This window comes from Desulfobacterium sp. N47, assembly GCF_051233685.1.
In the GTDB taxonomy this organism is placed as follows: domain Bacteria; phylum Desulfobacterota; class Desulfobacteria; order Desulfobacterales; family RPRI01; genus RPRI01.
Map to the genome: position 1 here is coordinate 1 of NZ_JBAMMY010000277.1, position 24,377 is coordinate 24,377.

The 24,377-nt window shown below is 39.4% G+C and carries 21 protein-coding genes; 4 read left to right on the top strand and 17 right to left on the bottom strand.

Annotation, left to right across the window (positions count from 1 at the left end):
- Positions 1-422 precede the first annotated feature (422 nt).
- Positions 423-929 (top strand): GNAT family N-acetyltransferase, encoded by a 507-nt coding sequence (locus VXK47_RS17510; RefSeq protein ID WP_435550074.1) that lies wholly within the window; start codon positions 423-425, stop codon positions 927-929.
- A gap of 206 nt (positions 930-1,135) precedes the next feature.
- Here VXK47_RS17510 and VXK47_RS17515 read toward each other — a convergent pair whose 3' ends face one another.
- The 4 genes from VXK47_RS17515 to VXK47_RS17530 form a co-directional block, all read right to left on the bottom strand.
- Entirely contained in the window at positions 1,136-1,891 is a 756-nt protein-coding gene (locus VXK47_RS17515; RefSeq protein ID WP_435550075.1) for a 3-oxoacyl-ACP reductase family protein, read from the bottom strand.
- Positions 1,892-2,170: 279 nt separating this feature from the next.
- Positions 2,171-3,280: a lytic transglycosylase domain-containing protein gene (locus VXK47_RS17520; protein ID WP_435550076.1), complete on the bottom strand. Its 1,110-nt coding sequence runs from the start codon at positions 3,278-3,280 to the stop codon at positions 2,171-2,173.
- Between the two features lie 52 nt (positions 3,281-3,332).
- A complete protein-coding gene (locus VXK47_RS17525; protein ID WP_435550077.1) occupies positions 3,333-4,037 on the bottom strand; it encodes a hypothetical protein in 705 nt (234 codons plus the stop codon).
- Positions 4,038-4,135: 98 nt separating this feature from the next.
- Positions 4,136-5,242: a DUF362 domain-containing protein gene (locus VXK47_RS17530; RefSeq protein WP_435550078.1), complete on the bottom strand. Its 1,107-nt coding sequence runs from the start codon at positions 5,240-5,242 to the stop codon at positions 4,136-4,138.
- A 338-nt stretch (positions 5,243-5,580) separates the two neighbouring features.
- Between VXK47_RS17530 and VXK47_RS17535 the strand changes: the two genes are divergently transcribed.
- The gene (locus VXK47_RS17535; RefSeq protein WP_435550079.1) at positions 5,581-6,261 is read left to right on the top strand and encodes a hypothetical protein; all 681 of its coding nucleotides are present in this window, start codon (positions 5,581-5,583) and stop codon (positions 6,259-6,261) included.
- Between the two features lie 7 nt (positions 6,262-6,268).
- Here VXK47_RS17535 and VXK47_RS17540 read toward each other — a convergent pair whose 3' ends face one another.
- Entirely contained in the window at positions 6,269-7,669 is a 1,401-nt protein-coding gene (locus tag VXK47_RS17540) for a multiheme c-type cytochrome (protein ID WP_435550080.1), read from the bottom strand.
- A 63-nt stretch (positions 7,670-7,732) separates the two neighbouring features.
- Positions 7,733-8,284 carry a cytochrome c3 family protein gene (locus VXK47_RS17545; RefSeq protein ID WP_435550081.1) on the bottom strand — a complete coding sequence of 184 codons (552 nt, stop codon included), beginning with the start codon at positions 8,282-8,284 and terminating at the stop codon, positions 7,733-7,735.
- 290 nt (positions 8,285-8,574) lie between these two features.
- On the opposite strand from VXK47_RS17545, the gene VXK47_RS17550 reads away from it, so the two are divergent.
- Both VXK47_RS17550 and VXK47_RS17555 read left to right on the top strand, forming a co-directional pair.
- On the top strand, positions 8,575-10,914 hold the full coding sequence (locus VXK47_RS17550; RefSeq protein ID WP_435550082.1) for a PBP1A family penicillin-binding protein: 2,340 nt from the start codon (positions 8,575-8,577) through the stop codon (positions 10,912-10,914).
- Positions 10,898-11,368 carry a tetratricopeptide repeat protein gene (locus VXK47_RS17555; RefSeq protein WP_435550083.1) on the top strand — a complete coding sequence of 157 codons (471 nt, stop codon included), beginning with the start codon at positions 10,898-10,900 and terminating at the stop codon, positions 11,366-11,368. The genes VXK47_RS17550 and VXK47_RS17555 overlap by 17 nt, the downstream gene beginning before the upstream one ends.
- 27 nt (positions 11,369-11,395) lie before the next feature.
- Here the strand turns inward: VXK47_RS17555 and VXK47_RS17560 are convergent, their stop codons facing one another.
- From VXK47_RS17560 to VXK47_RS17610, 11 genes are all read right to left on the bottom strand, one after another.
- Positions 11,396-11,884, bottom strand: coding sequence for a hypothetical protein (locus tag VXK47_RS17560; protein ID WP_435550084.1), 489 nt, complete (start codon positions 11,882-11,884; stop codon positions 11,396-11,398).
- A 217-nt stretch (positions 11,885-12,101) separates the two neighbouring features.
- The gene (gene thiD, locus VXK47_RS17565; protein ID WP_435550085.1) at positions 12,102-12,902 is read right to left on the bottom strand and encodes a bifunctional hydroxymethylpyrimidine kinase/phosphomethylpyrimidine kinase; all 801 of its coding nucleotides are present in this window, start codon (positions 12,900-12,902) and stop codon (positions 12,102-12,104) included.
- Entirely contained in the window at positions 12,902-14,509 is a 1,608-nt protein-coding gene (gene thiL, locus VXK47_RS17570; RefSeq protein WP_435550086.1) for a thiamine-phosphate kinase, read from the bottom strand. Before thiL ends, thiD begins: the two co-directional genes overlap by 1 nt.
- 3 nt (positions 14,510-14,512) lie before the next feature.
- On the bottom strand, positions 14,513-15,073 hold the full coding sequence (locus VXK47_RS17575; protein WP_435550087.1) for an HD domain-containing protein: 561 nt from the start codon (positions 15,071-15,073) through the stop codon (positions 14,513-14,515).
- A gap of 14 nt (positions 15,074-15,087) precedes the next feature.
- Positions 15,088-16,186 (bottom strand): peptide chain release factor 2 gene (gene prfB, locus VXK47_RS17580; protein ID WP_435550088.1). Its coding sequence is split into 2 segments (ribosomal slippage): positions 15,088-16,116 and positions 16,118-16,186, totalling 1,098 coding nucleotides; the frame shifts between segments, so codons are not numbered across the junction.
- Between the two features lie 33 nt (positions 16,187-16,219).
- Positions 16,220-17,764, bottom strand: a complete 1,545-nt coding sequence (gene lnt / locus VXK47_RS17585) for an apolipoprotein N-acyltransferase (protein ID WP_435550089.1) — start codon at positions 17,762-17,764, stop codon at positions 16,220-16,222.
- A gap of 60 nt (positions 17,765-17,824) precedes the next feature.
- The gene (locus VXK47_RS17590; protein ID WP_435550090.1) at positions 17,825-18,874 is read right to left on the bottom strand and encodes a FecR family protein; all 1,050 of its coding nucleotides are present in this window, start codon (positions 18,872-18,874) and stop codon (positions 17,825-17,827) included.
- 713 nt (positions 18,875-19,587) lie between these two features.
- Positions 19,588-20,397, bottom strand: a complete 810-nt coding sequence (locus VXK47_RS17595) for a menaquinone biosynthesis protein (RefSeq protein ID WP_435550091.1) — start codon at positions 20,395-20,397, stop codon at positions 19,588-19,590.
- Positions 20,398-20,414: 17 nt separating this feature from the next.
- Complete coding sequence (locus tag VXK47_RS17600; protein WP_435550092.1) at positions 20,415-21,518, bottom strand: radical SAM protein; 1,104 nt, start codon at positions 21,516-21,518, stop codon at positions 20,415-20,417.
- 79 nt (positions 21,519-21,597) lie between these two features.
- Entirely contained in the window at positions 21,598-22,446 is an 849-nt protein-coding gene (locus VXK47_RS17605; RefSeq protein ID WP_435550093.1) for a 4-hydroxybenzoate octaprenyltransferase, read from the bottom strand.
- Positions 22,436-23,878 carry a menaquinone biosynthesis decarboxylase gene (locus tag VXK47_RS17610; protein WP_435550094.1) on the bottom strand — a complete coding sequence of 481 codons (1,443 nt, stop codon included), beginning with the start codon at positions 23,876-23,878 and terminating at the stop codon, positions 22,436-22,438. Before VXK47_RS17610 ends, VXK47_RS17605 begins: the two co-directional genes overlap by 11 nt.
- Positions 23,879-24,377 lie beyond the last annotated feature (499 nt).

Here is a 24,377-nt window from a genome sequence, read left to right on the forward strand (position 1 = left end):
GGAAAAGATTGAGCCATATCGGTTCCTACGACAAAGAACCCGGTCTGGGAATTTTTGCGGGTCTGAATGTCCTTCCCAAGCCTACTTATATGAATACGTATTCCTGTCGATGTTCAGAATCACAAGTAATGGATTTGCAGATACTCTTAAACAACTTTGGCAACATGTTGTAAAAAAACGAACAAAATGGCTTGCCGATTCAACAAAAGCAAACTTCTTGGGCCGCTGTTCAGAGAATTATCTGACGACCAGGTATACTTTAGTATGGCAAACAAATTTTGGCGTAATGTCAAAGAGCTTATCATTATGTCAAGTCAGCTATTATCAGACGAAATTGACACAAACAATATATTATATATTCTTGAAGTTATTGAGAATGTACTTTATAATCAACTCGATTACTCAACTGCGAAACTTTAGTTATGAAGATATATTTTGCTGAAAATGAAAAAGATCCGGCTCTCATTGAATCTCTTGCAAAAGAAATCTGGATTGAGCATTTTACCCCGATTGTGGGAAAGCCTCAGGTTGAATACATGCTTGATAAATTTCAATCTAAAAAGGCAATATCAGAACAGATAGATAATGCAGGTTACTTGTACTATATAATTGAAGATGGTGATGAAAAGATAGGATATTTCGCATTCGTACCTCAGGGCAGAGAACTGTTCTTAAGTAAAATATATGTGAAATCATCCGGACGGAAAAAAGGTCACGGAAAAAAAGCTACGCAATTTATCGTATCCTTCTGTAAAGAAAACGGGCTGGATAACATTAGTTTAACGGTAAACAAAAACAATACAACTTCAATTAAATTTTATGAAAAAATGGGGTTTAAAAACACAGGATCACTTATGCAGGATATAGGAAACGGCTTTGTGATGGATGATTACAAAATGGAAAAAAATATATTGCCCGATCAAAACTAATGTTTTCTCATATTGCAATTGTCATAAATCTGTTCCGTTTGGGTGAGTGTGCGTATGCGAACCCAACAAAATAGAATAAGCTGCAATCCCCAACGTTATTCTGGCAAACGCTATAAGTCTTAAAAAGGGGCCGGGTGAAAATCATCTTAAAACCTGTTTGATTTTCTCCTGGCCCCTTATTAATTCACTATAAATACTTCCCTAAATCAACCTAAACCGGCAATGCCTCCGTCAACTGCTATAACCTGTCCCTGAATTATCTTGGCAGCATCCGATGCTAAAAATGAGAATACTTTACCAACTTCTTCCGGTTCCATTGGTCTTTTGAGCAATGCTCTTGCAAGAGTGGCTTCTCTGAATTTAGGATCTGATAAAATTTTGGATGTCATGTCGGTAGATACTATTCCTAAGCTTACCGCATTGACACTGATGTTGTATTTGGCAAGTTCCTTTGCTCCGCTTTTAATAAGTCCGATTACTCCGCCCTTGGAAGCAGCATAGTTTGGTTGGCCTACCGAACCCTGGATACCTGCTACTGAAATAACACAAAGAATTGTTCCCTGTTGTCTTTCTATCATATGTTTTGCAGCTTCTCTCATGCATAAAAAGGTTCCCTTAAGATGGATATCTACCACACTGTCCCATTTTTCCACTGACATCTTATGAAACATTCCGGGAGCCGAATTGCCGGCATTGTTTACCAGTATATCAACCTTGCCAAAAGTGTCTATGGCAGCTTTAAACATATTGACTACATCTTCTTCTTTGGAAACATCGGCCTTAACAGCAATTCCTTTACGGCCCATTTTTTCTATTTCTTTCACAACCTCGTTAGCCGCGCCTTCGCTGCTGCTGTAATTTACCAGTACATCAGCGCCTTCTCTGGCAAAATCCAAAGCTATTCCTCTTCCCACTCCTCTACCGGCGCCTGTTACAATTGCTGCTTTTCCTTCTAAGATCATCTTACTTTCCTCCTTATGTGTTTTATGAAAATTTTTTTCTGAAACAAAACCATTCAATAAAAAATCATTCGATTGCTATTTCTTTAGCCGCTTGACTCAATCAATCCATATAGCAATTTTATTGACCTGAAAAAGTCGTAAAAACTTTATTATTATCATTCAGGCAAATTTAAAACCTAATACCAAAGCTTACAGGTATTTTCAACAAAATCTGAACAATACAACCCACTAATAAAATATTATATTATAAGTATTTGCAATAATACAATATAACAACGATCACTCGCCAGGCTTTGACTCTTTCTGATAAACCAGGAGATGATCGCCTGCTTTTATGCTAAGCTTGTTGCCAAGATCATTCCAGATAGAAATAGATAAAGCAGGTACATCAAACATTTTGGCGATTGAAAAAACGGTATCTCCTTTTTTCACAATATATACATTCCGGCTCTTGCCGGACAGAAAATTTTCCACGAGCTTTTCATAATTGCTTATAAAACCTTCCAGGCTGTTTTTTGGGATAATGATGGTATGGTTGCCTTTTTGTAGAAAATGCCCCCTTATTTCAGGATTAAGGTCCTTTATATCCTTATAGGTAGTATCAGCAGCCTTTGCTATGATCATTATAGGTATTTTATCAGAGCATTCAATATCAACTCTGCCAAAAGATAGTGGCGGATAATAGTCTTTATCTTCCAGCCTGAATCCGTATCTGGCAGGATTCTGCATGATAAGTTTTATTGCAAGAATCCGGAAAATATATCTTTGGGTTTCTTCATAAAGATAGAGCTTGTAGAAATCATTGGTTTCCTGTTCATGGATTTCAGCAAGAAGACCTTCTTCTCCCATGTTATATCCTGCTGCTGCAAGTGTCCATGATCCAAGCATACTATTGAGTTGTTTCAAATAAGAAACGGCTGCCTGGGTTGATGTGAAAAAATTACGTCTTTCATCTTTGTCCCCGTCGATGGTTAACCCGTAAGTTAAGCCTGTGCTGCGAATAAACTGCCAGTAGCCTACAGCGCTCTTGTTTGATGTGGCATTTGGTCTTAAGGCGCTTTCTGCAACAGCAATATATTTCAAATCATCCGGCATGCCGTTTTCTTTAAGAATTTTTTCGATATGCGGAAGGTATCTGCTTGAGCGCTTAAGCCACAAAAAAACCTGCGCCCTGTCCCATGCTGAAAGCAGGATCTCTTTTTCAAACCTTTCTTTCACATCCTGAAGTTCTAAAGGAACGACTTCTCCGCAAAAAGTTAATTTACCACCCGGAATAACAGTAAAATCCGGATAAAATGAAGGAGATTGCTCCGGATTTGCTGCACCGGCATTAGCAGAAAAAAGAAAAACACATAGAATCAATAATAATTTTTTACAGTTTCTATACATAATTCACCACCGTTATTTATTTAAGTGAGATTTGATTTTGGTTGTTTTTAAATTAAAAAGCCGTTTGACCCGCCTTCTTTCTCTCCGCCTCCTTTTTTTCGACTGCATTCTGCTCAATTTCGAGAAGATATTTTATATTATTCACAAAGTAAATCATTATACCGTATTCGAAGTTCCCGCCTTCCGGGATTGCAGAAAATATCAAAAAATCACTGTTTTTCTCCCAGGCCCAAGATGTGCTTTTGCCGTCATTCCATTTAACCATAAGGGGCTCGCCATATTTTTCTTTCAGAACATTGAGGATGTCCCCCCCCTTTTTTCTTGAAGTAACGGAAAAAAGCAGAGGTTTATTTGTGTGATTTGAAAAAATCAGTTTAACATTGTCAAAGGGGGTGTTTTGATTTTCCGGGTATCTGAAAATCAGATTTGTGATATTGTGTTCGACTCTTGCTCCGGTTTCATCATTTAATTTCCGGTTTAATTCATAAAGACCCGGAAAATTATTATTGAAAAATAATTTATCACGCAATGAAAGATCGAGCGTTGTCATTTTTTCAACAGCGTAAGAGCCAAGCTGTTTTGAAAGTCTGTTTATCACAACCTCTGATAATACGGCATTTGATCCCAGATCAAAAAATGTAAAACTTTCAGGAAAGACTATTTTTGCAATTTCAGGCTTTTTTTGGCTTGTATTGTCATTGCAACCGGAAATCAATATCATTGAAAACAGGATAAAAAATATGATTGCTGAAAACAAGCTTTTCCTATTATCCGATAATTTCATAAAATAATTTTATTCCCCGATAAATGTTTAACTGTAATTGCTGAATATATTAAAGCCTGCGACAAACCGGCTCAAACTTCTATAATATTATAACTGCGGCTTCCCAAACCTAATTTTTCTGCATATTCAAGTTGTATAGGCCAGTCTACAGCCGGATAAACCGCCTTGAATTTATCTTCACCCGGGTTCAGAGCCGAGTTCATACAAGTGCCGGGAAGAGCCTGTTCATTATTTACCAGATCAACCGAAGCCTGATCTATTGCTACCGGATCATTTGAAGCTACTATTCCGATATCTCTTACTATTGGAGCATCATTATACGGATAACAATCGCAAGCCGGAGAAATATCGGTAATAAAATTTATAAAAAGCGCTTTTCCCGCCTTGTTTTTTAAAACACCCATTGTGTGTTCAACCATTTTTTCCAGAAAGACCGGAATAGCTTGATTCCATTTGATCTGGATCGCTTCGTTTACACATATCAGAATGCATTCGCCGCAACCAATGCATTTGGTGGAATCAATAACAGCTTTCTCGTTGACAAGGGAAATAGCCTGTTGTGAGCAATGAGAGATACAATCGCCGCAGCCTATGCATTTTTTCTTTGTTATACCGGGCGACACCATTGAATGTTGTGCCATTTTTCCTCTTCTGGACGCACAACCCATACCAAGATTTTTTATTGTTCCTCCAAATCCCGAAAGTTCATGACACTTGAAATGAGCAACCGAAATAAGTGAATCGGCTTGCACAATCTCGGAACCTATAAACACCTCTTTAAAATGCTTCTGGCCAATCGTAACGGCTGTTTCAGATTTGCCGCGCAATCCGTCTGCAATTATAATAGGCGCCTCAATTACAGAATAGGCAAATCCGTTATGTATAGCAGTCATCATATGATGAGGAGAATCACTGCGGGTTCCGGCATACAGAGTATTTGCATCCGTTAAAAAAGGAGCGCCACCTTTTGATTTGATTACTTCTACAATTTTTCGCAAATAAACCGGTCGTATATAGGCTATATTGCCTAATTCCCCGAAATGAAGTTTTACAGCAACAAGATCTCTTTTACTTATAGATTCAGAAATGCCGGCAGCAACAAGAAGTTTTTCCACCTTTACTAACAGGTTTTCCTTATGAGTGGCTCTTAAATTTGTAAAATAGACTTTACTTTTCATGTAATACCCCCATATCTTGGATTAATCAGACAGGATCAGAACGTCATTTACCGTATTATCCGACTTTTTATAAGTTCATCTAATTTGTACATTCTTTGAAATTAACATTTGCATGGATTGAAATTGTTTACTTTTTAAGAAAATAGCGATAGCATGTATTTAAGTCAAGACGTTTGAATGCAATTCCTGTTTTACTATATATATCGTTTGTCATAATAATGTTTCGATTGCTTAGTTGTAATTGGGTATGGGTAGTATATATATCCATACCCAAACTAAACAGATTTATGATAATTGTTATAATCTGCTTGCCTGATATTACGGAGTAATAAAATAAAATGAACTTAAATTCAAAACTTCTGGCGTTTGATAAAATATTTGAAATCTATAAAGATTTTACAGACGATATCAATACCGCCTGCAAGAAATACTGTAGCATATGCTGTACAAAAGATGTGATAATGACAAGCGTTGAAGGCTATAAAATTATCAGGCATATTATATCGGAAGATAAAACGCATTTATTTGAAAAAATAAAAGCTTCATCAGCTCTGCAAAGATTTAAACCCGAAATAACCATAAACGGTCTGGCGGATCTTAGCATGGAGGAAGATGATTTGCCCGAAGAAATTAAAACACCAATTGGCCGATGCCCTTTATTGGTCAATAATGCATGTTCAGTTTATCCGGACAGGCCTTTTGCGTGCCGATGTTTCATTTCCACTGAAAATTGTGAAAAAAACGAATGCGCAATAATCGACGATTATGTATTAACAATAAATAACATTTTTTTGCAGGTAATCGAACATGTTGATCAAGACGGATTTACAGGTAATTTAACGGATATATTGCTTTTCCTTGAATCAGCGCAAAATCGTGAAAACCTTCTTGCAGGCAAATGTGTTAATCGGCCGTCTTGCCTTATAAATAACCGGCCATTAAAAATACTGATGATTCCTCCGGAGCACAGAGATCGGGTACAGCCGCTATTAAAAGCACTTAAAGATATAACTTATTGATATAGTATTATCTGTTCGGAAAAATCTCCTTTGGTTTTACAGTATTTCCTGTGGCATTGGGAAAATTCTTTGCTTTGTATGCTTTCTTGCCGCTTTTAATAAGATTATCAGCCTCTTCGGTGAAATTATTGAATCTCTTTTTGCATTCATAGAAACCATGCCACCACGAATAATCGGGCGCCATCATTGCAGTTCCCATTCTTGCTCTTCTTCCTTCATGATGCCATAATTCATAAAACTCGACTTCAAGCCTTTCATCAAAATACTTGCTGTCATCCAAAAGCTTTTTCCCATAAAGTTCGTCCAAAAGCTTTTTGGCAGGTTTATAATATATATCATTGTATTCGCTTATTACCTTATCCAGCTTGTAATAATGATCGTCAACCCACTTATTCCCATGGCACTGGATACAGGTTTCTTTCATCTTATTCCTTTCGATCTTCCAGTCCGTTTTTGCAGGAAAGGCTTTAAAATCCTGGGGATGAACTGTGAGAGGCGCCTGCAATTCCCATGAAAGACGTTCGGTAACATCATGTGAAGTCAAAACCTTACCTGCACCTGAAATATGACATGATGCACAGGTCGGAGCTCTGAAATCAACACCCGGAGTCCATGTGCCGGGAGCTGCATCCCAGTTGTAGCTGTTTCCGTAGGCTGTATAGATATCGCCATGTTTCGATTCCATGTAAATTTCGATCTGGGGATGATCCGGGCCAAGGTGGCACTGCCCGCAGGCTTCGGGTTTTCTTGCTTCCATAACCGAGAAACGATGCCGGGTGTGGCAGCTTGTACAGCTTCCAAGACTTCCGTCAAGATTTACACGACCCACACCCACGTTTGGCCAGGTTTCCGGATCAAGAGAGCCGTCCTTAGATTTAAGAACAGTACCGTGACAATTATAACAGCCGGCATTTCTTTCGGTATCACTGTTCATGCCCTTATTAAGCCATGGATCGATTTTCCAGATTATTTCAATTGTATTTGCATGCTTGCTGCGGGAATACTGCTTGGCTTCATCAGGATGACACCGTGAACAATCTTTGGGCGTTACAACTGCCGAAACAGGAACTTTAGTCTCCCTGCCGCCGGTAAATCCTTTACCTTCATATTGCTTATAATGGGATTTGCTTACATCAGGATCAAATTCTTCAGCTTTATGGCAGTCATAACAAGTGATATTGGCGCTGGCATGGCGGCTTTGAGCCCAGTCGGCAAAAAGCCCCGGGTTTTCTTTTTTATGGCATTCTATGCAGGCTACCGCCTCTTTAGGGATACTTCGTTCAATACGGAATGCTTTTTCCTTTAACATATTTCCGGCATTTTGAGCATCCGCTGTAAATGCCTTAAAAACAAGAATACTGCCAATTGTCATAATAAAAGCTGTGATTTTTAAAAGCCTTGTTTTCATCTGATCCCCCTCTTTCATTATGCGTATATTTTTTAAAAATTTAATTTTCTGTAAATTTAAATTTTATAGTCCCGACCCTTTATAAGGTTCTTTATATTGCTTGTAATCGTAAACCTGTCTTTTATTGTGCACGAGGTTTTTGTGGCAATCCACACATTTTTTTTCATACCCTTTCCGCGGATATAAAACCGACCTGTGAGCAAGCATTGCCCCACGCTTATCGGGAATGTATAAAATATTTCTGTGGCATTTCTGGCATTCCCTGTTTTTAAATGCCGCATACGCTTTGTTCCGGTTTTTTTCATGGTCATATTCGCTCATTGTAAAATGGGCAAAGACATCTTTTATTCCATGAAAGGTTTTGGTAAAAAAGAAATTAAAGGTATCGTATGGGGCCGGCAGATGGCAATCCATGCAATCGGCAACAAACCCATGGGCGTTGTTAACATGAGTGGATGTCTTCCAGGTATCAACCGCATATTGAATTTCATGACAGGTTGCACAGAACCGGGGAGTTGAAGTCCGCACCATTGTGTAGTAAGTAATGCTGAAAAGTGGAAAAGCGATAACAATCCCTGTGAGGATAAGTACAATTATTTTTGTATTCTTTTTCATACCTGATAAACCATAATAAAGTAGTACAATTTCATCCCCTCTTAATACTTTATTTTGTCACAGTAATTTTTAGTATAACAAAAAATGTTAAAATATAAACATTTTTTTATTAATATGTTATCTTTATTACGCTGTTGCACAGCTCCCCGGTTCGTTATAAAAGTATGTAAGTTTTGAACAGCCAAAGGCATAATTTGTATAAAATTACTTTTAGCTCAAATCTTATGGCCGATTATGCTTAAGGCTTGCCGGGCCCTGTGTGATAAATCAAATAAGAATATTGGAAAGATATGGCTAAGAAGCGGAAAAAACGCAGCAAATCCAAATGGTCGCTTAAACGGTTTATTTTAATAACTATTACCGGTTTTACAATCACTGCGGCAGCGATTTTGGCTATTTATATGATGTTTCTTTCAAATCGCATAGATAAGCGCTTTGCAGGACGTCGCTGGAATATTCCCTCCAGGGTCTATTCCGACACCATTTTAATGTATAAGGGCCAGCAGATCAATCCTGCCCTGTTTGTTGAAAAACTCACAAGACTTGGATACCGGAAAACAGACCGGTCTCCAGAACATCAGGGTGAAATGCAGGTTTCTGGCAGGCGGATAAATATTTATCTCCATGATTTTCACTCTCCCATATACAATCAGCAAAGCCGGCCGGTACAAATCAGTTTGCAGGAAAACCGGGTAGCAGATATTACGAATCAGGATACAAACTCCTCCATGTCCCTTCTCGAACTGGAGCCGGAAGAACTTATGCTTTACTATGGGCCGGATCGCGAACGGCGCAGGCTCATTTCCGTCCGTAAGATCCCGTCTTATGTTATCCATGCAGTCCTGGCTGCGGAAGACCGCGATTTTTACAGACACAAGGGCATAAAATTAAGCGGTATTTTGCGTGCGCTTATCGTTAATTTGCGTGCCGGTTCTATACGTCAGGGGGGCTCAACCATAACCCAGCAGCTTGCAAAAAACTATTTTCTGACCCCGGAGCGGACATACAGCCGAAAGTTTAAGGAGCTGTTGATTGCGATTATCCTGGAACATAAATTTGACAAGAATGATATCCTTGAAATTTATATGAATGAAATTTATTGCGGTCAGCAGGGCTCTGTGGCCATCAGCGGCATTGGAGAAGCTGCCCGGTTTTATTTCGACAAAGAGGCATCGGAGCTGTCTGTGGCCCAGGCGGCCACGATAGCAGGGCTTATCAGAGGCCCAAATCTTTATTCACCATATAAAAATCCCGGCAACTGTCTCAAAAGACGAAATATAGTGCTTTCCGCCATGCAACAGGAAGGCTGGTTAAAAGCAGATGAGTATAAAGCAGCCTCTATCACACCCATAAAAACGGCAGGCTTTGCTGCACCGGATCGCCGGGCACCCTATTTTATGGATTATCTTACCGACCAGCTTACTGAACTCTACTCATCGGACGCCCTGTCAAGTGAAGGCCTCTCCATCTATACCACCATCGATACTCAGGTGCAGGCTGCTGCAGAAAAAGCGCTTGCCAGGGGCTTATCCCGTCTGGAGGCCGCCAATCCGGCTCTGAAAAGAAGCGACCCCAAAAAACGGCTTCAGGGAGCAATTATAGTAATGCAGCCTAAAACCGGTTATATAATCACCATGACAGGGGGCCGTGACTATAGTGTCAGCCAGTTTAACCGTGCTGTTCAGGCCATGCGCCAGCCCGGAAGCGCCTTTAAACCCTTCGTCTATCTTACAGCATTAGACACTTACACTGCCGTTTCAAAGCTGTCCAATATCCCCAAAACATATATGGTTGACAACAAACCATGGGAACCGAAAAATTTTAGTAAAAATGCCGCTTCCGAAGTCACCTTTCGGGAGGCTTTTGCCGAGTCACAGAACATTGCCACCATCAATCTGGCGTTTGCAGTGGGTTTGGACCGTATCGCCGACACCGCCGATGCTTTCCATCTTTCTGTAACAAGACCGCCCTATCCGTCCATGGTGCTTGGCGCCCAGGAAGTCACACCACTCATGCTGGCCCGTTCTTATTGCGCTTTTGCAGCAGACGGTTTTCTGCCTTTTCCGCTTACTATCAGAGAAATTGTGGATGAAGCCGGAAAGGTCGTCGAAAACAGGCATACACGCATTGAGCGATTGATAAGTCCGGCTAAAGCTTATATAATGAGCGATCTGATGCGAAGTGTAGTAAATGAAGGAACCGCCCGTTCTTTAAAATACGAAGGGATTGAGTGGCCGGTTGCCGGAAAAACCGGAACCACCAATGATTCAAAAGACGCATGGTTTGTGGGTTATACGCCGGATATCCTTGCTTTGGTGTGGGTTGGATTCGATAATGGCGACAGTATCAAAGCCACCGGAGCAGGCGCCGCTATGCCCATATGGGCCGATATGATGAAAATGCTTCCCCAGTATGTATCAGGGGAATGGTTTGCAGTTCCTTCAGGCGTTATAACCTGTAAAATATGTAAAGACAGCGGTTTGCTTGCCCAGGCTGATTGCTGTCCTGAAACCACCGATGAAGTTTTTTTAAGCGAAACCGCACCTGCAAAAACCTGCGATCAACATCACTGTTTTTCTCCGTTTAAAAGAATTCTGGAAGGAGTGAAAAAAATTGTCCCCATTTTTTAAATCAATACTGTCAGTGTGTTCTCTTCTGATCCTGAGCGGCTGCACCATAGATAAACCCGTATTGCATCCGGCTCACAGTATCCCTTCGGAAACAACTGTTTCTAAAGAAAGTGTTCAACCATCGGACACAAAAATTTCCAAACCTCCTCAAAGTGTTCAGCCAGCAGAGGTTCAACCCTGTATGAGCCCCAGAGCCATTGCCAGCCTGGAACTTTCAAAGCAGGCTCAGTTGCTTATTGAAGCAAACAAACCGGACGAAGCTATACGCATTCTGGAACGGGCTGTCAATCTGCATCCTTCCGGAGGAGAAAACTATTATTATCTTGCCCGGGCATGGCTTATGAAAGGCAATTTATCCCAGGCATCGGAATACAACACCCTGGCAGCCATGCACTTAAAGGATAACCCCAAATGGACACAACGTATTGCCCTCCAAAAAGAACGCATTAAATAATCGGTCCGGTCATGCTTTCCATCCGGCTCAGGATTTTTCAGCTTTATTCAGCGAACATCCGAAGTGGCGGCAATGTTTGCAATAGTGAAAGGGAAAGGCTATCAATGTCGGCAGTCCGAACATCCAGAAGATTATGAGAAGCGGGATATCGTTAACCAGCCAGAAGTTCGGTATGATTACTGTGCCCGCCATTATGGCATTGGCAGCAATTTTGCGGGCCATGATCGGCTCCGGACCCCGGTAGGCATAAAACTTTCGCAAGAATCCAGCCGGCATGAACAGACAGGCCGACATTTTGTAAGGATATGGGCAATGTGCGCAAAGCCATGGTATGACTATCTGGGAGTATCCTATTATTACATAGAATATATATGCCAAGGCCAAGACGGGATTTTGTTTATAGATACCGTAAATCCCCACAACCGTGAACCCATACCAGCCGGTTCGCATAAGGATATTATCCTTCAAAGAGAAGCAATCGTGGAGTGCGCATCCATTGTTGTTTTCGACAGGCATTATTTACTCCTTGGGTTTTATGGTTTCTTGTAAAATACCATTTTTATAGCATAAAGAAATTCCTGATTCAAGACTGCGGAAATTGACCTTTTTGGTTTAATTTTCATGAAAGTTCATAAGTCGTTGAGTTCGTAAGTTCATAAGTAAAAGACCAGCAGACAGTTTTGCTGTTTGACGGCTGTATTTTCTGTGTGCCCTGTGAGAGTAAAGAAAAAAATCAGGAAGAAAAGGGCAGGGCACAGGATGCAAAATGATCAACCGGGCCGTGGCCGTGGCCGATATTCAGCGAATGTTCTATGGTTTTTGTTATGTAAATCTTTGCATTCGACACGGCTTTTGTGAAGTCCATACCTTTTGCAAGGTTTGCGGTTATTGCGGAAGAAAATGTGCAGCCGGTTCCGTGAGTATTTTTTGTTTCTATCCTTTGAGCGCTTAATTCCGTATAGGTTTTGCCGTCAAAAAGTACATCGGTTGCCTGGTCTTTTTCAAGATGCCCACCTTTTACTACAACTTTCTTTGCGCCGGATTTTAATATTTTTGCTGCTGCAAGTTTCATATCTTCTACTGTTGATATTTTACTATCCGTAAGAGCTTCTGCTTCAAAAATATTTGGAGTTACTACTTCTGCAAGCGGAAACAGATTTTTAATCAAAGCATTGCGGGCATCATTATTTAAAAGACTGTATCCGCTTTTTGAAATCATCACAGGATCAAGAACAATTGCACAAGGGTTTACTTTTTTTAATGCTTTGGCAATTATTTCTATAAGTTTTATGCTTGAAACCATCCCGATTTTAACGGCATCTATCTGTATATCATCAAAAAGATATATAATCTGATCATATACTATATCCGGATTTATCTCCTGCACATTATAAACCTTGCAGGTATTTTGTACCGTAACGGCTGTTATTGCGCTTGTTCCGTAAACGCCGTGAGCAGCAAATGTTTTAAGATCGGCCTGTATTCCGGCGCCTCCGGATGGGTCGGAACCTGCTATTGTTAAAGCTGTTTTCATTATTTTTTCCCGTGCCGGAAGGAACCTGTTCCAAAAGGACTTATAATATGCTTTCCGTTAAAGGCAAGGCATCTTCCTGCTTGAAAAGAGGTTTTCAGTTTATCTGCAATTGTTTTATAGGTATCCGGATGACAGGCAAAAAGAAGTTCGTAATCTTCTCCTCCTTCAACAATAATTTCTTCTGTTTTCCTGCCGTATTTCTGACAAAACAATAACAGAGACGGATCAAAAGGACATGAGTTAAGATCAAGTTCGATAGTTACCTGTGATGCTTTTGCAATATGGCCTGCATCGCCGTACAATCCATCACTTATATCCATGACACAATCAATTCCGGCATTTGCAAGAATATGTGCGGCGTCAAATCTTGCTTTGGGAAACTTGAATTTTAAAACAAGATCGGGGAAATCAGTATCATTGTTGTTCAACAATTCGAGCCCGGCGCGGGCAAGACCTAAAGGGCCTGTACAATAAAGCCCGTAGCCAGGTTTTGCATTTAAACGTTTTGGAAAAAGATCTTTTCTTGCCTCACCTATTGCAAAAAGATCCAAAGCAAGCTCGCTTCCTGAAGATATATTTCCTCCTGCAAGTGCGCATTCATGTTTATTCAAGGCGTTAAGCACGCCTTTATATATTTCTTCAACCGTATTGCCCGAAACATAAGAAGGAAGACAAAGATTTATAAAAAGCGCAACCGGTCTGGCATAACAGGCGGCAAGATCGCTTAACGTTATTTCAACCGCTTTAATTCCGATTTCTTCCGGAGTTTGCCGGTTTAACAGAAAATGAACACCTTCTCTTTGTGTATCGCTAGTAATTACAGGATTTGAAATTGCAGAAAGAAGACAGGCATCATCACCGGGGGAGACTATTGCTTCAGGATGTGCCGGGATATTTTTTATAAGTTTTTCAATAAGACCGAATTCACCGGGCCCGGCATCATGGCTCCAGGGGCTTTCGATATAAGAGCGGGAAGAGCAAAAGCAGGCCTCTCCAAGCTTTAAAGCGCTGTTTAGAGGATCGGGGGCCCTTGAAATTGCGCTGATAACGGCAACTCCTGCTGCACCGCCGGCAAAACAGGAAGGTGCGGATGAAGCATCTATTCCTCCGATGGCAACAACAGGAAGGCAGGATTTTTCAGCAACGGATTTAAGCCCAAAAAGCCCTATCACTTTTTTGGCGTCTTTTTTGGTGCCGGTGAAAAAAACAGGGCCTGTTCCAATGTAATCGCAATTTGATATATTGCTTTTATAAAGTTCTTCGGGAGTTGAAACCGATATTCCGACAATTGCATCCGGGCCAAGAATTTTTCTTGCAGCAGCAGAAGACTCATCATACTGCCCGAGATGAACCCCGTCTGCTTTTAATAGTTTCGCAAGAAGTATATTATCATTTACGATAAATAAAACGCCGTTGCATCTGCAAAGATCCCTGATTTCAGACGCTTCATCATAATACATGGAAGTAAAAGATTTGTTTCTGTACTGGATGGCGCCCGCTCCTGCTCTTATTGCAATCTTTGCCTGCTCTGATGGTGTCAGCACCGGGGCTGAATCGTCTGTAATGAAATAGAAGCGAAGAGCTTTTTTAAGATTTTTGCCAAACATATTTTATCCGAACAGTTCCAGCCATAATTTGAATTTATCGGAGTAACCGGTTCCGTACGATTCCAGTTGATTAATGATTTTATCTTCCGAATTTTTTACAACAATACGCTCCCGGTTTTTTGTGAAGAATTTATCGGCATAGCATATGATCTGTTCCTCAATTGTCAAAGGAATCATATCGCGTGCCGGAACCGGAAGCCCGTTTTTTACAATATCTTCTTTAGTTATACCCACTCCAATATGCCTGTCACAAACAAGCGCATGTGGTAAGAGCCCGATATCTTCTAAAATCATGCGGCCAAGATAACCATGACATATATAAGGATGTTCACCGAAACAGCCAAGATTCGGCGCATCCGTTTTGAAAATTCCTATGTCATGCAGCAGGGCCGCATCTTCTATAAATTTTAAATCCGGTTTGAGGTGAGGCACTTTGGATGCAGCATCTAAAGCTTTCCTTGCCACATGTTCACCATGCAGCATGAGAATATTAAATAATTTCGAATCAGGATCGTAATAATTACTGAGTATTTCAACCGGGTCAATTAAGGCTTTTTGCAGCATTTATAAAAATCCTATTATGCTTTCCTTGAAAGAAGAACTCCTTCTATAAAAGGGTCAATTGCTCCGTCAAGAACAGCAGCAGCGTTTCCTGTTTCAAGATTTATCCTGTGATCTTTTATCAACTGATAAGGGTGCAGCACATATGATCTGATCTGATTTCCCCATGCTATTTCATCCTTGCCGTCATGTATTTCCTGCATTTTATCATCCTGTTTCTGCTTTTCAAGCTGGTACAGGCGTGATTTGAGTACGCTCATCGCCATATCCTTGTTCTTATGCTGTGATCTTTCCTGCTGGCATTGAACAACTATACCTGTGGGCAAATGAGTTATCCTTATAGCGCTGCTTGTTTTATTTACATGCTGACCGCCTGCACCGCTGGATCTGAAAATATCTATCCTCAAGTCTTTTTCATCGATATCAATTTCAATGCTGTTGTCAAGTTCGGGATAAACAAAGACTGAAGCAAATGAAGTATGTCTTTTGCCGTTTGCATTAAAGGGAGAAATTCTTACAAGTCTGTGAACTCCTATTTCCGTTTTCAGGTATCCGTAGGCATAATCCCCTTCCACCGTTATAGTTACACTTTTTATTCCGGCCTCATCGCCAGGCTGAAAATCTATAATGGTAGACTTAAAGCCTTTTTTTTCAATCCATCTTGAATACATTCTGAAAAGTATCTCAGACCAGTCCTGCGCTTCGGTTCCGCCTGCTCCTGCATTGATGGACACAATAGCGTTGTTAATGTCGTCTTCACCGTCTAACATCAGTAAAAGAGATAATTTATTGATTTTTTCCTTAAGTTTCTGAATCTGGACGGATACTTCTTCGATGGTTTTGGAATCGGACTCTTCTATCGCAAGGCTATAAAGAATTTCACATTCTTCAAGGTCTTTCAGAAGACTTTTGAAACTTTCCACCTTGCCGGAAATAAAAGTTCTTTCCTTAAGCAAAGGGGTCGCCTTATCATGGTTTTCCCAGAAATTATCTTTTGATATTAAAAATTCTATCTCATTTAATCTTTTTTCCTTATTATCTAAGTCAAAGATAGTCCTTCAATTCTTCTAATTTCAGGTTAATATCCTTTAAACTCTGTTTTATTTCAAATGACATGTCATTATCTCCTTTGTATTATTTCAATTATTTTTATTTCTTAATAAATTTAACCAGACCGATTAATGCCGCTATCGTTAAGCAGGCAAACGCAAAAAGATCACCAAAACGCGTGTAAAAGGTTTTAGCGGTTAGTATAGGTACTTTTCTTGTAATGGCAGCATCTTTATAAAGATTCGTAGAATCAATTATTCTGCCGGCCGGATCGATGAATCCGCTTATGCCGGTATTAGCGGCCCTGGCTAATGTGCGCCTGTTCTCAACGGCTCTGAACACAGCCATCGAAAAATGCTGATATGGCGCACTTGTCGTTCCATACCATGCGTCATTGGTCATATTTACAAGCAAACCCGCTCCATTATTTACCTGTGCCCGTGCAAGATAAGGAAAGATAAGCTCATAACATATCAGAACGCCGAGACTGTTGCTGTTTAAACTTATAGTGCTTCCTTTTTTGCCCGAATTAAAATCTCCCACATTTTCTACAATTTTTCCTATAAACGGCAGCCACTTTTTTAAAGGAACATATTCCCCGAAAGGAACAAGATGTGACTTGTCATATTTTCCGGTTACATTTGCTTTGGGAGAAAGCATGTATGCACTGTTATAAAACTCGATTTTATCATCTTTTCTGATAAAAGAAGGGCTGCCTATCAAAAAGCTGCTGTTTGTTCCTGAAACAAGGTCAAGTACAATTTCTGTCAATCGTTTATCGTACATAAAGTAAAAAGGAGCGGCTGTTTCCGGCCATACGACAAGATCGGGCTTCTCAGCCTTAACCGAGAGGGATAAATTTACATATTTATTTATGGTCGATAGCTGAAATGCAGGGTCCCATTTTTCCGATTGCCCGATGTTTCCCTGGATTACAGATATTCTGATTTTTTCGGAACCGGATGCGGTTTCGTCTATATTCTTTATCCGTTTTATCCCGTAATACCAGCAGCCTGTAAATGCAATGATAAATACAAGCATTGATATTGCAGCATCTTTAAAAGAAACACTTTTCTTCTGCCACATTGTTTTAGTTAATAACAACAGTACGATAAAAAAAGCTGTATTGGACAGGGCCAGCAGAAAAGATACTCCATATGGACCAAATATATCTGAAACCTGTATAATATGCAATGACTTATATTGTGAATATGCGATAAGCTCCCAGGGAAAACCTGTGAGGAAATTCGATCTGAGATATTCAATGCAAACCCATAAAACAGGAACAAGAAAAAGAAGGTGCAGGGGTTTGTTGCATAAGCTTGAAATCAATCCCGACAATATAGCTATATAAAGTGCAAGATACAAAGAAAAAAGAAACAGTATCGGAATGGAAAGATAAACCGGAAGATGTCCGTAAGTTCCCATTGTATAAGAAAGCCAGTAAAGCAGTGTGAGGTAATGAACCAGACCGGCCAAGAGTCCCAGCCTGAAACTCTGTTTAAAACCAAGATCGCTTATTGATGCAAGAAGAGGAACAAGAGCAAACCAGGCAAGCCAGGATAAATCTGTCTTAGGAAAAGAAGCCGTAAGGAGTACTCCGCTTATTACAGCTGATATTATTTTAATGCCGGATTTATTCAAAATGGGATTCGTTAAGTTAGACGGTATAAAGCATCAGATATTTAAACCATTTCATATCGGTTATTCAACTATAACGGAACTTGTGTTTGCTTTGGCTTCGGTTCCTGCGGCGACATTGGAAACATTTGTTCCCTTGCTTTTATTTACTATTGCACCTTTAATATTTGAATTTTCAACTTTTACAGAGCCAAGGTTTGCTTTGCTGTTTGTTCCTGAGGCAATATTTGTAATATTTGAACCCGAGGCATCGTTGATTATGGCTCCTTTGATATTGGAACCTGTTATTTTTACATTACCAAGATTTGCTTCGCTTCCTTTACCTATGGCTATATTTGTAAGATTTTTGCCTGAAAGTTTATTTATAATTGCACTTTTTTCCGATATTTTGGAACCGGGGGAAGGCTGAAATTCGTTTAGGATCCGATCAATTTCCTGTGCCGGAATTTTTTCAACCGGAGAAGGCAGGGCGTCTTTTTCAACGGATATCCTCTCAAAATCTGAAAGAAGGATGATTTTATCCGGAGATTTTATGCTTGCCACTTCAAGGCTTGTCTGGGCCAGAGCCGCTATCTGAGTGGAAACAGGAGATGCAGTTATAACAAAATCGGAACCCCTCACTCCTGCTATTGCTGTTGCAGTTTTGACTTTAAATCCGGATAACCTGAAATTTGCAAGTTTTGTAACAAGAAAGCGCGCTTTGCCGACATACATATCAACAAGTGAAGATCTTATGCTTTTTGAGCTGTCATAAACATTTTCAGATAACTCCAGTTTTGTCTTTGGAGAAAGAATCAAAGTGCTCCCGTCGTTTAAACCAATCTCAATGCGGCCGGTTTCCTGCGTAATAAGCGTATCTTTTTCAAAAAGAGCAAGATTGGCTTTTGCCCTGTATCCGAATTTCTTATCCGAATGAATTATGATAACATCAGGTTTAACATAAAGGATCTTGCCAATCGAAGGCCCTAAGCTATCTTTAACAATAAGGTCTTTAGGGAGCATGTTTTCGGCACATACAAATCCCGGGTAGAAAACATTACATGATACTGATAGTATAAGTATTATTAAAAAGCGGCTCACCATGTCTTTATAAAATGCATTTGTTCTCGGCATGATCCTTATCCTGCAAGTATTTTTTAACAGAATGAAGCATAACAAATAGTTAGGCTTTATTTTTTACCGCATATTATCATGAGTGGGTTTTATGTCAAGGTTAAGTTGATAATAAAACAGGGTAAATGCATTTGGGGTAAAGCGCATGTATGAATATTTATAGGTAAAAACTACATATTATTTCACGTCCATCCTGCCATCGCCTTGTGCCATACCTTTCCCGAATTTCTCTCGGATTCATCCCAAAATTCAATCTTCAAGAAATTCATCATCGAAAGAATAGACCAGAGCAGATATGAAGCTTTGCGGCTCGTCGCGTGATTCGAATTTTCAGTGGAATTCGGTACTGTCAAGATCGGATTATTTGTTCCAGAAAACTACAAAATCAAACAACTTGTATCTTGTATAATGAACAATAATGCGGAAGTTTTGATAGTAGTTTATCTCAAATTAATCAATAGAATTTTTTAAATAACGCCCGTTAATACTATCCATCGATAATTTTCAATTTCGGGTTATATAAAAGTTTTTTTACAACCTCCTTGATCCCCCTTTTTTGAAGGGGGAATCTATGCAGCACACTATGATTTATTAGTTAAATTAATTAGATATTTTATTCATGTTAAGAGGGAGTTCTTTGGATGGTCAATTATTTTATCTTAGAGGGGAATATGGGTTAAGTTTACTTATTTTCGGCAGAAAGGGCAGGTGGATTATACTTTGGCAAAATTCAATGATTCAACTTTTTCAAGCAAACCAAGTTCATTTGCAGTTTTGAAGTAATATAATAAAGCATTTTTCAGATTATCATTAAATTCAAATTGTAATGTCTTATAATAGCTGTCTATATCATAAGATATGTCCGGGTATTTCTGCCTGGCTTTATTAATAACCACTTCTTTTTCTTCCAAAAGACATCGGATAGATGCTTTGTATGAATTTATCACGGAATTGAATTGATTAATGTTTTCTTTTGACACATTTTTTCTAACTGCAAATACGGCAAATACCACAGGATAGCCGGTCTTTTTAAGCCAAACTTCTCCAAGGTCAAATTTAAATTTCGCTGCATCAATGTTGTCAGTCATTGCATCGTTTCCGATGCGAAGTACTGCATCATAGTCATTTAAACCGGGACGCGGCCCTGTTGAAATATAAACCGGTTCGATATCATAAAATTTTTTCAAAAGAATTTTAAGAAGCACACGGGAAGTATGGGAAGCATTCGAAAGTCCGATTTTTTTTGCGTTTAACTGAGCTATTTTAAACTTGCTGTACAAAATTACCGATCCCACATAGCCTACAGAACTTAAGCAAAATTGCGGCAAAAGAAAAACATCATCTTGTATATCCGGATAAGTTGCTGAAGATATGGGGCTTAAGTCAAGCTTTTTTTCTTTCATCATTTTGTTAAGCTCGGAAGGAAGTCCTGAAATGATGCTGACGTCTTTTAAAGGCTTTTTTTCAAACATGTGGTAATAAAAAGGATAGCAGTTTAAATAGTCAATATAGCCGACTTTCATCAAGGTCATCTCCGGATTTATTCTGTCCAGTAATTTGCGGTAGTGCGAACAGGTTTCAGACCTGCATTTTCAATGAGACGTCTTAAAAATGGCTCTGATCCGTAAGCGGGTGTTTTTGCTCCTGCGGCATGAACAACTTTTTCATCGTAATAGGTGGCGGCAAAATCATCAACGCCGAAGCGCAGCAGCACCTGGGCCATTTTATCTCCAACATACATCCAGAGAGCCTTTAAATGCATAATGTTGTGCAAAAATATCCGGCTTGTTGCATAAATCCTGATGTCATCATATCCGGTTGAAGTTTTTCGTTTAGCACTTATTTGTGTGTTGCTTTCATGAAATAAAAGAGGAACGAATGTTTTAAAACCTGAAGTTTCATCCTGGAGTTTTCTTATTCTTGCAAGATGATCAACTATGTCATTTACTTCCTCTTTATGGTTATACAACATGGTGGCATTGGTTTTAAGACCCAGCTTGTGGGCTGTTTTCATAATCTGAAGCCATCTTGTTCCTGAGATTTTTTTCGGAGCTATTACACTTCTGACATGCGGTGAAAAAATTTCGGCGCCTCCGCCCGGCATTGCTCCTAAACCGGCCTCAATAAACCTTTTGAAAATATTATTTACGGAAAGTTTATTTATTTTTGCAAAATAATCTATCTCAACGGCAGTAAAAGCAACAACAAAAATATCCGGTTTAATTTTTTTAATTCTTCTTATCATCTGTTCAAAATAATCAATCTTAAGTTCGGGATTCAAACCACCTACTATATGAACTTCATCAATGCCTGCTGATACGGCTTTGCTAACCCTTTTTTCAATTTCATCAAGAGAAAGAAGATAGGCATCACTATCTTTTTCATCCCTTGAAAATGCGCAAAGAGGACAGCGAAGTTCACAGATATTTGTAAAATTGAGATTCATATTAACGCCATAGTATGCTTTATCGCCGTGAAGCTTTGTCCGTAAAAAATTGCTGATTTTGCCAAGATCAAGAATATCATTTGTGGAAAGCATATGCTTAGCATCCGCTTTTGAAACCGGTATTCCCTCAAATACCTTTCCGGCTATGGTTTTAAGCCTCTTATTATTGACCGAATCAGGAAGATTTAAAAGCTTCATAAACAAATCCTTATACAACGGATAACGAATATAGAAAAAATTATTTGTGTTGTTCGCAATTCGATATTTATTATTCGTTTTAAAAAAAAACATCAATGAAAGTGCCGATTAAAAGAAATGGGGATACATACATGTTGGCTTTAAAGAATTTTTTTAAAGCCGGTTCCAAATCCCTGTTTCTTGTGATTATCTGCTGATAGGTAAACACAAAAGCGATAGAAGCAATTGCTATCCAGTATGGTATACTTTTTCCCGTAATCAATCCTGTGGCAATCATTGAACCAACAGATAAGATATAACAGGCTATTGAGATTCTGAGGGCTTTTTTCTCACCATATGAAGAGGGCAGGGAATGAAGATTTTCTTTTTTGTCAAAATCCTTGTCCAAAAGAGCATATACTATATCAAGACCTGCAATCCACAAAAGAATTGCACTTCCAAGAATAAAAGGAACAATGGAAAATTTTCCGGTCACGGCAAGATAGCCTCCTATCGGGGCGGCGGCTTCAACAAGTCCAAGATAAAAATGTGATGATGATGAAAACCGTTTGAAATATGAATATGTGAATAAAAGAAAAACTGCAACAAAAGACAGATAAAAACAAAGAGGGTTTAACAGATAGGATGATATGACAAGCGCCAGAGAAGATACTATTCCTATAATCAACACCTCGGTTTTTGTAGCCTCTCCTTTAGGGATGGCGCGGTCTTTTGTCCGCGGATTTTTCGCATCTATGTTTGCATCTATAACCCTGTTAAATGACATTCCTGCTGTTCTTGCGGCAACCAATGCTATTGTGGCAAATATCCATATCGAAAGACTTTTGTTTTTTGGGCCGTCGGCAAAGAGAATGCCTATATAAGCAAAAGGAAGCGCGAAAAGAGTTTGCTCTATCATTATAAGGTTCGAGAACTTTTTAAAACCCATATTCTTTCCAGCGTTTTGTAACTTTTTCTTTTACTTCTTCAGACATTACTATTTCATCGGGCCATTCTCTTCCCATACCCTCTTCACGGGTTTTTCTCGTGGCGTCAATGCCCATTTTACCGCCGAAATTGGCAAACGGGGCCGAATGGTCGAGAGCATCAAGAGGGCCTTCGGAAAAAATCAGATCTCTTCTCGGATCAACATTATTTAACAGCTTCCATACAACTGTGCTTGAATCCTGCAAATTAATATCCTGGTCAAAAACCGCAATAAATTTTGTAGAGGCCATCTGTCCTATACCCCAGAGCGCATTTATTATTTTTTTTGCCTGCCCCGGATATTTTTTATTAATTGAAACAAGAGCGCAGTTATGAAATACGCCTTCAAGCGGAAGCTCCATATCAACAATTTCAGGAAATACAAATTTAAGCAGTGTAAGAAAAATCCTTTCGGTTGCTTTTGCCATAAAGCAGTCTTCCATCGGAGGTTTTCCTACGATAGTTGCAGGGTATATTGCGTCATTTCTGCATGTTACAGCTGTTACATGAAATACGGGATAAATATCTGCCGCAGAGTAAAACCCTGTATGATCTCCGAATGGGCCTTCAATGCGTTCTTCATCCGGATCAACATACCCTTCAATTATAAAATCGGATTCAGCGGGCACATAAAGATCCACTGTTTTTGCTTTTACTATTTCAACCGGCTTTGAATCCAGAAAACCGGCGAAAACAAGTTCGTCAATATCTGGAGGAAGAGGTGCCGTGGCTGCATATGTAACCGAAGGAGCCCCGCCAAGCGCTACCGCCACATCCATACGGCGGTTAAGATTTTTATATTTATCAAAATGACGTGTTCCGTCTTTATTGTATTGCCAGTGCATTCCGGTAGAACTGTTGTCGTATTTCTGCATGCGATACATGCCTGCATTCTGGATTCCGGTTTCAGGGTCTTTGGTTATTACGATCGGAAGTGTTATAAAAGGCCCGCCATCATACGGCCAGCATTGAATTATCGGAAGAATATCTAAAAGAGGGCCGTCGGTAATGACTTTTTCCTGGCACGCAGCTTTTTTTACCTTTTTAGGGATGAGGGCCGCCATTTCTTTTAAGGTAAAAAGCATTTTGATTTTACCCATCAATCCTTCGGGAGGACGTATCTTTATGCTGGATTCAAGTCGTGCGGCTATTTCATCAAAAGAATTACAGGAAAGAGCAAGCTGCATGCGCTTGTAACTGCCGAATGCGTTTATAATCAAAGGATATGAAAAACCCTTTACTTTTTCGAATAGAAGCGCCGGGCCGTTTGATTTTGAAATCCGGTCGGTTATTTCCGTAATTTCAAGAACAGGGTCAACCTCGGTCTTTATTCTGTGCAACTCACCTGAAGCGTCAAGTTTTTCAATAAACTGTCTTAGATTTTTATAGGGCATAACTTAGATTTTTATAGGGCATAATTTTGTCTGCCTTGTATGTGCTACCTGTTTTTGCTGAAGTTTTTTTAAAAGCACAATGACTCTATTATATCATATTGTTATAAATAATATTTCAGTTAAGTGCTTTCTATGGCTGCGCAAATATAGCAAATAAATTTTGAGTGTCAAGTAAAAAACAAATTTTACAGTATTTCTCGTATAATGCCTTTTATTCATCATCAAATGCAGTCGCATAATTATTTACTGGAATTTAATATTTACGGAAAGCGTAGTTTTTGGTTTAAGATTGTTTTTAATGTATGATATCAAGGCATATGATTATTTTTTTAAAAGCATTTGACCTTAATAATAAAAAGTGAGCTAATTTCAAAACGATTAAAGGCGGCTTGTTAAACAGGTCAACAGTTGAAATCCCGGCAATAGAGCGGACTTAAGGGCTCCGATTTTCATTGGAGAACCACAAAAGGCAATAAATGCCGAGTTTTTGACAATACCT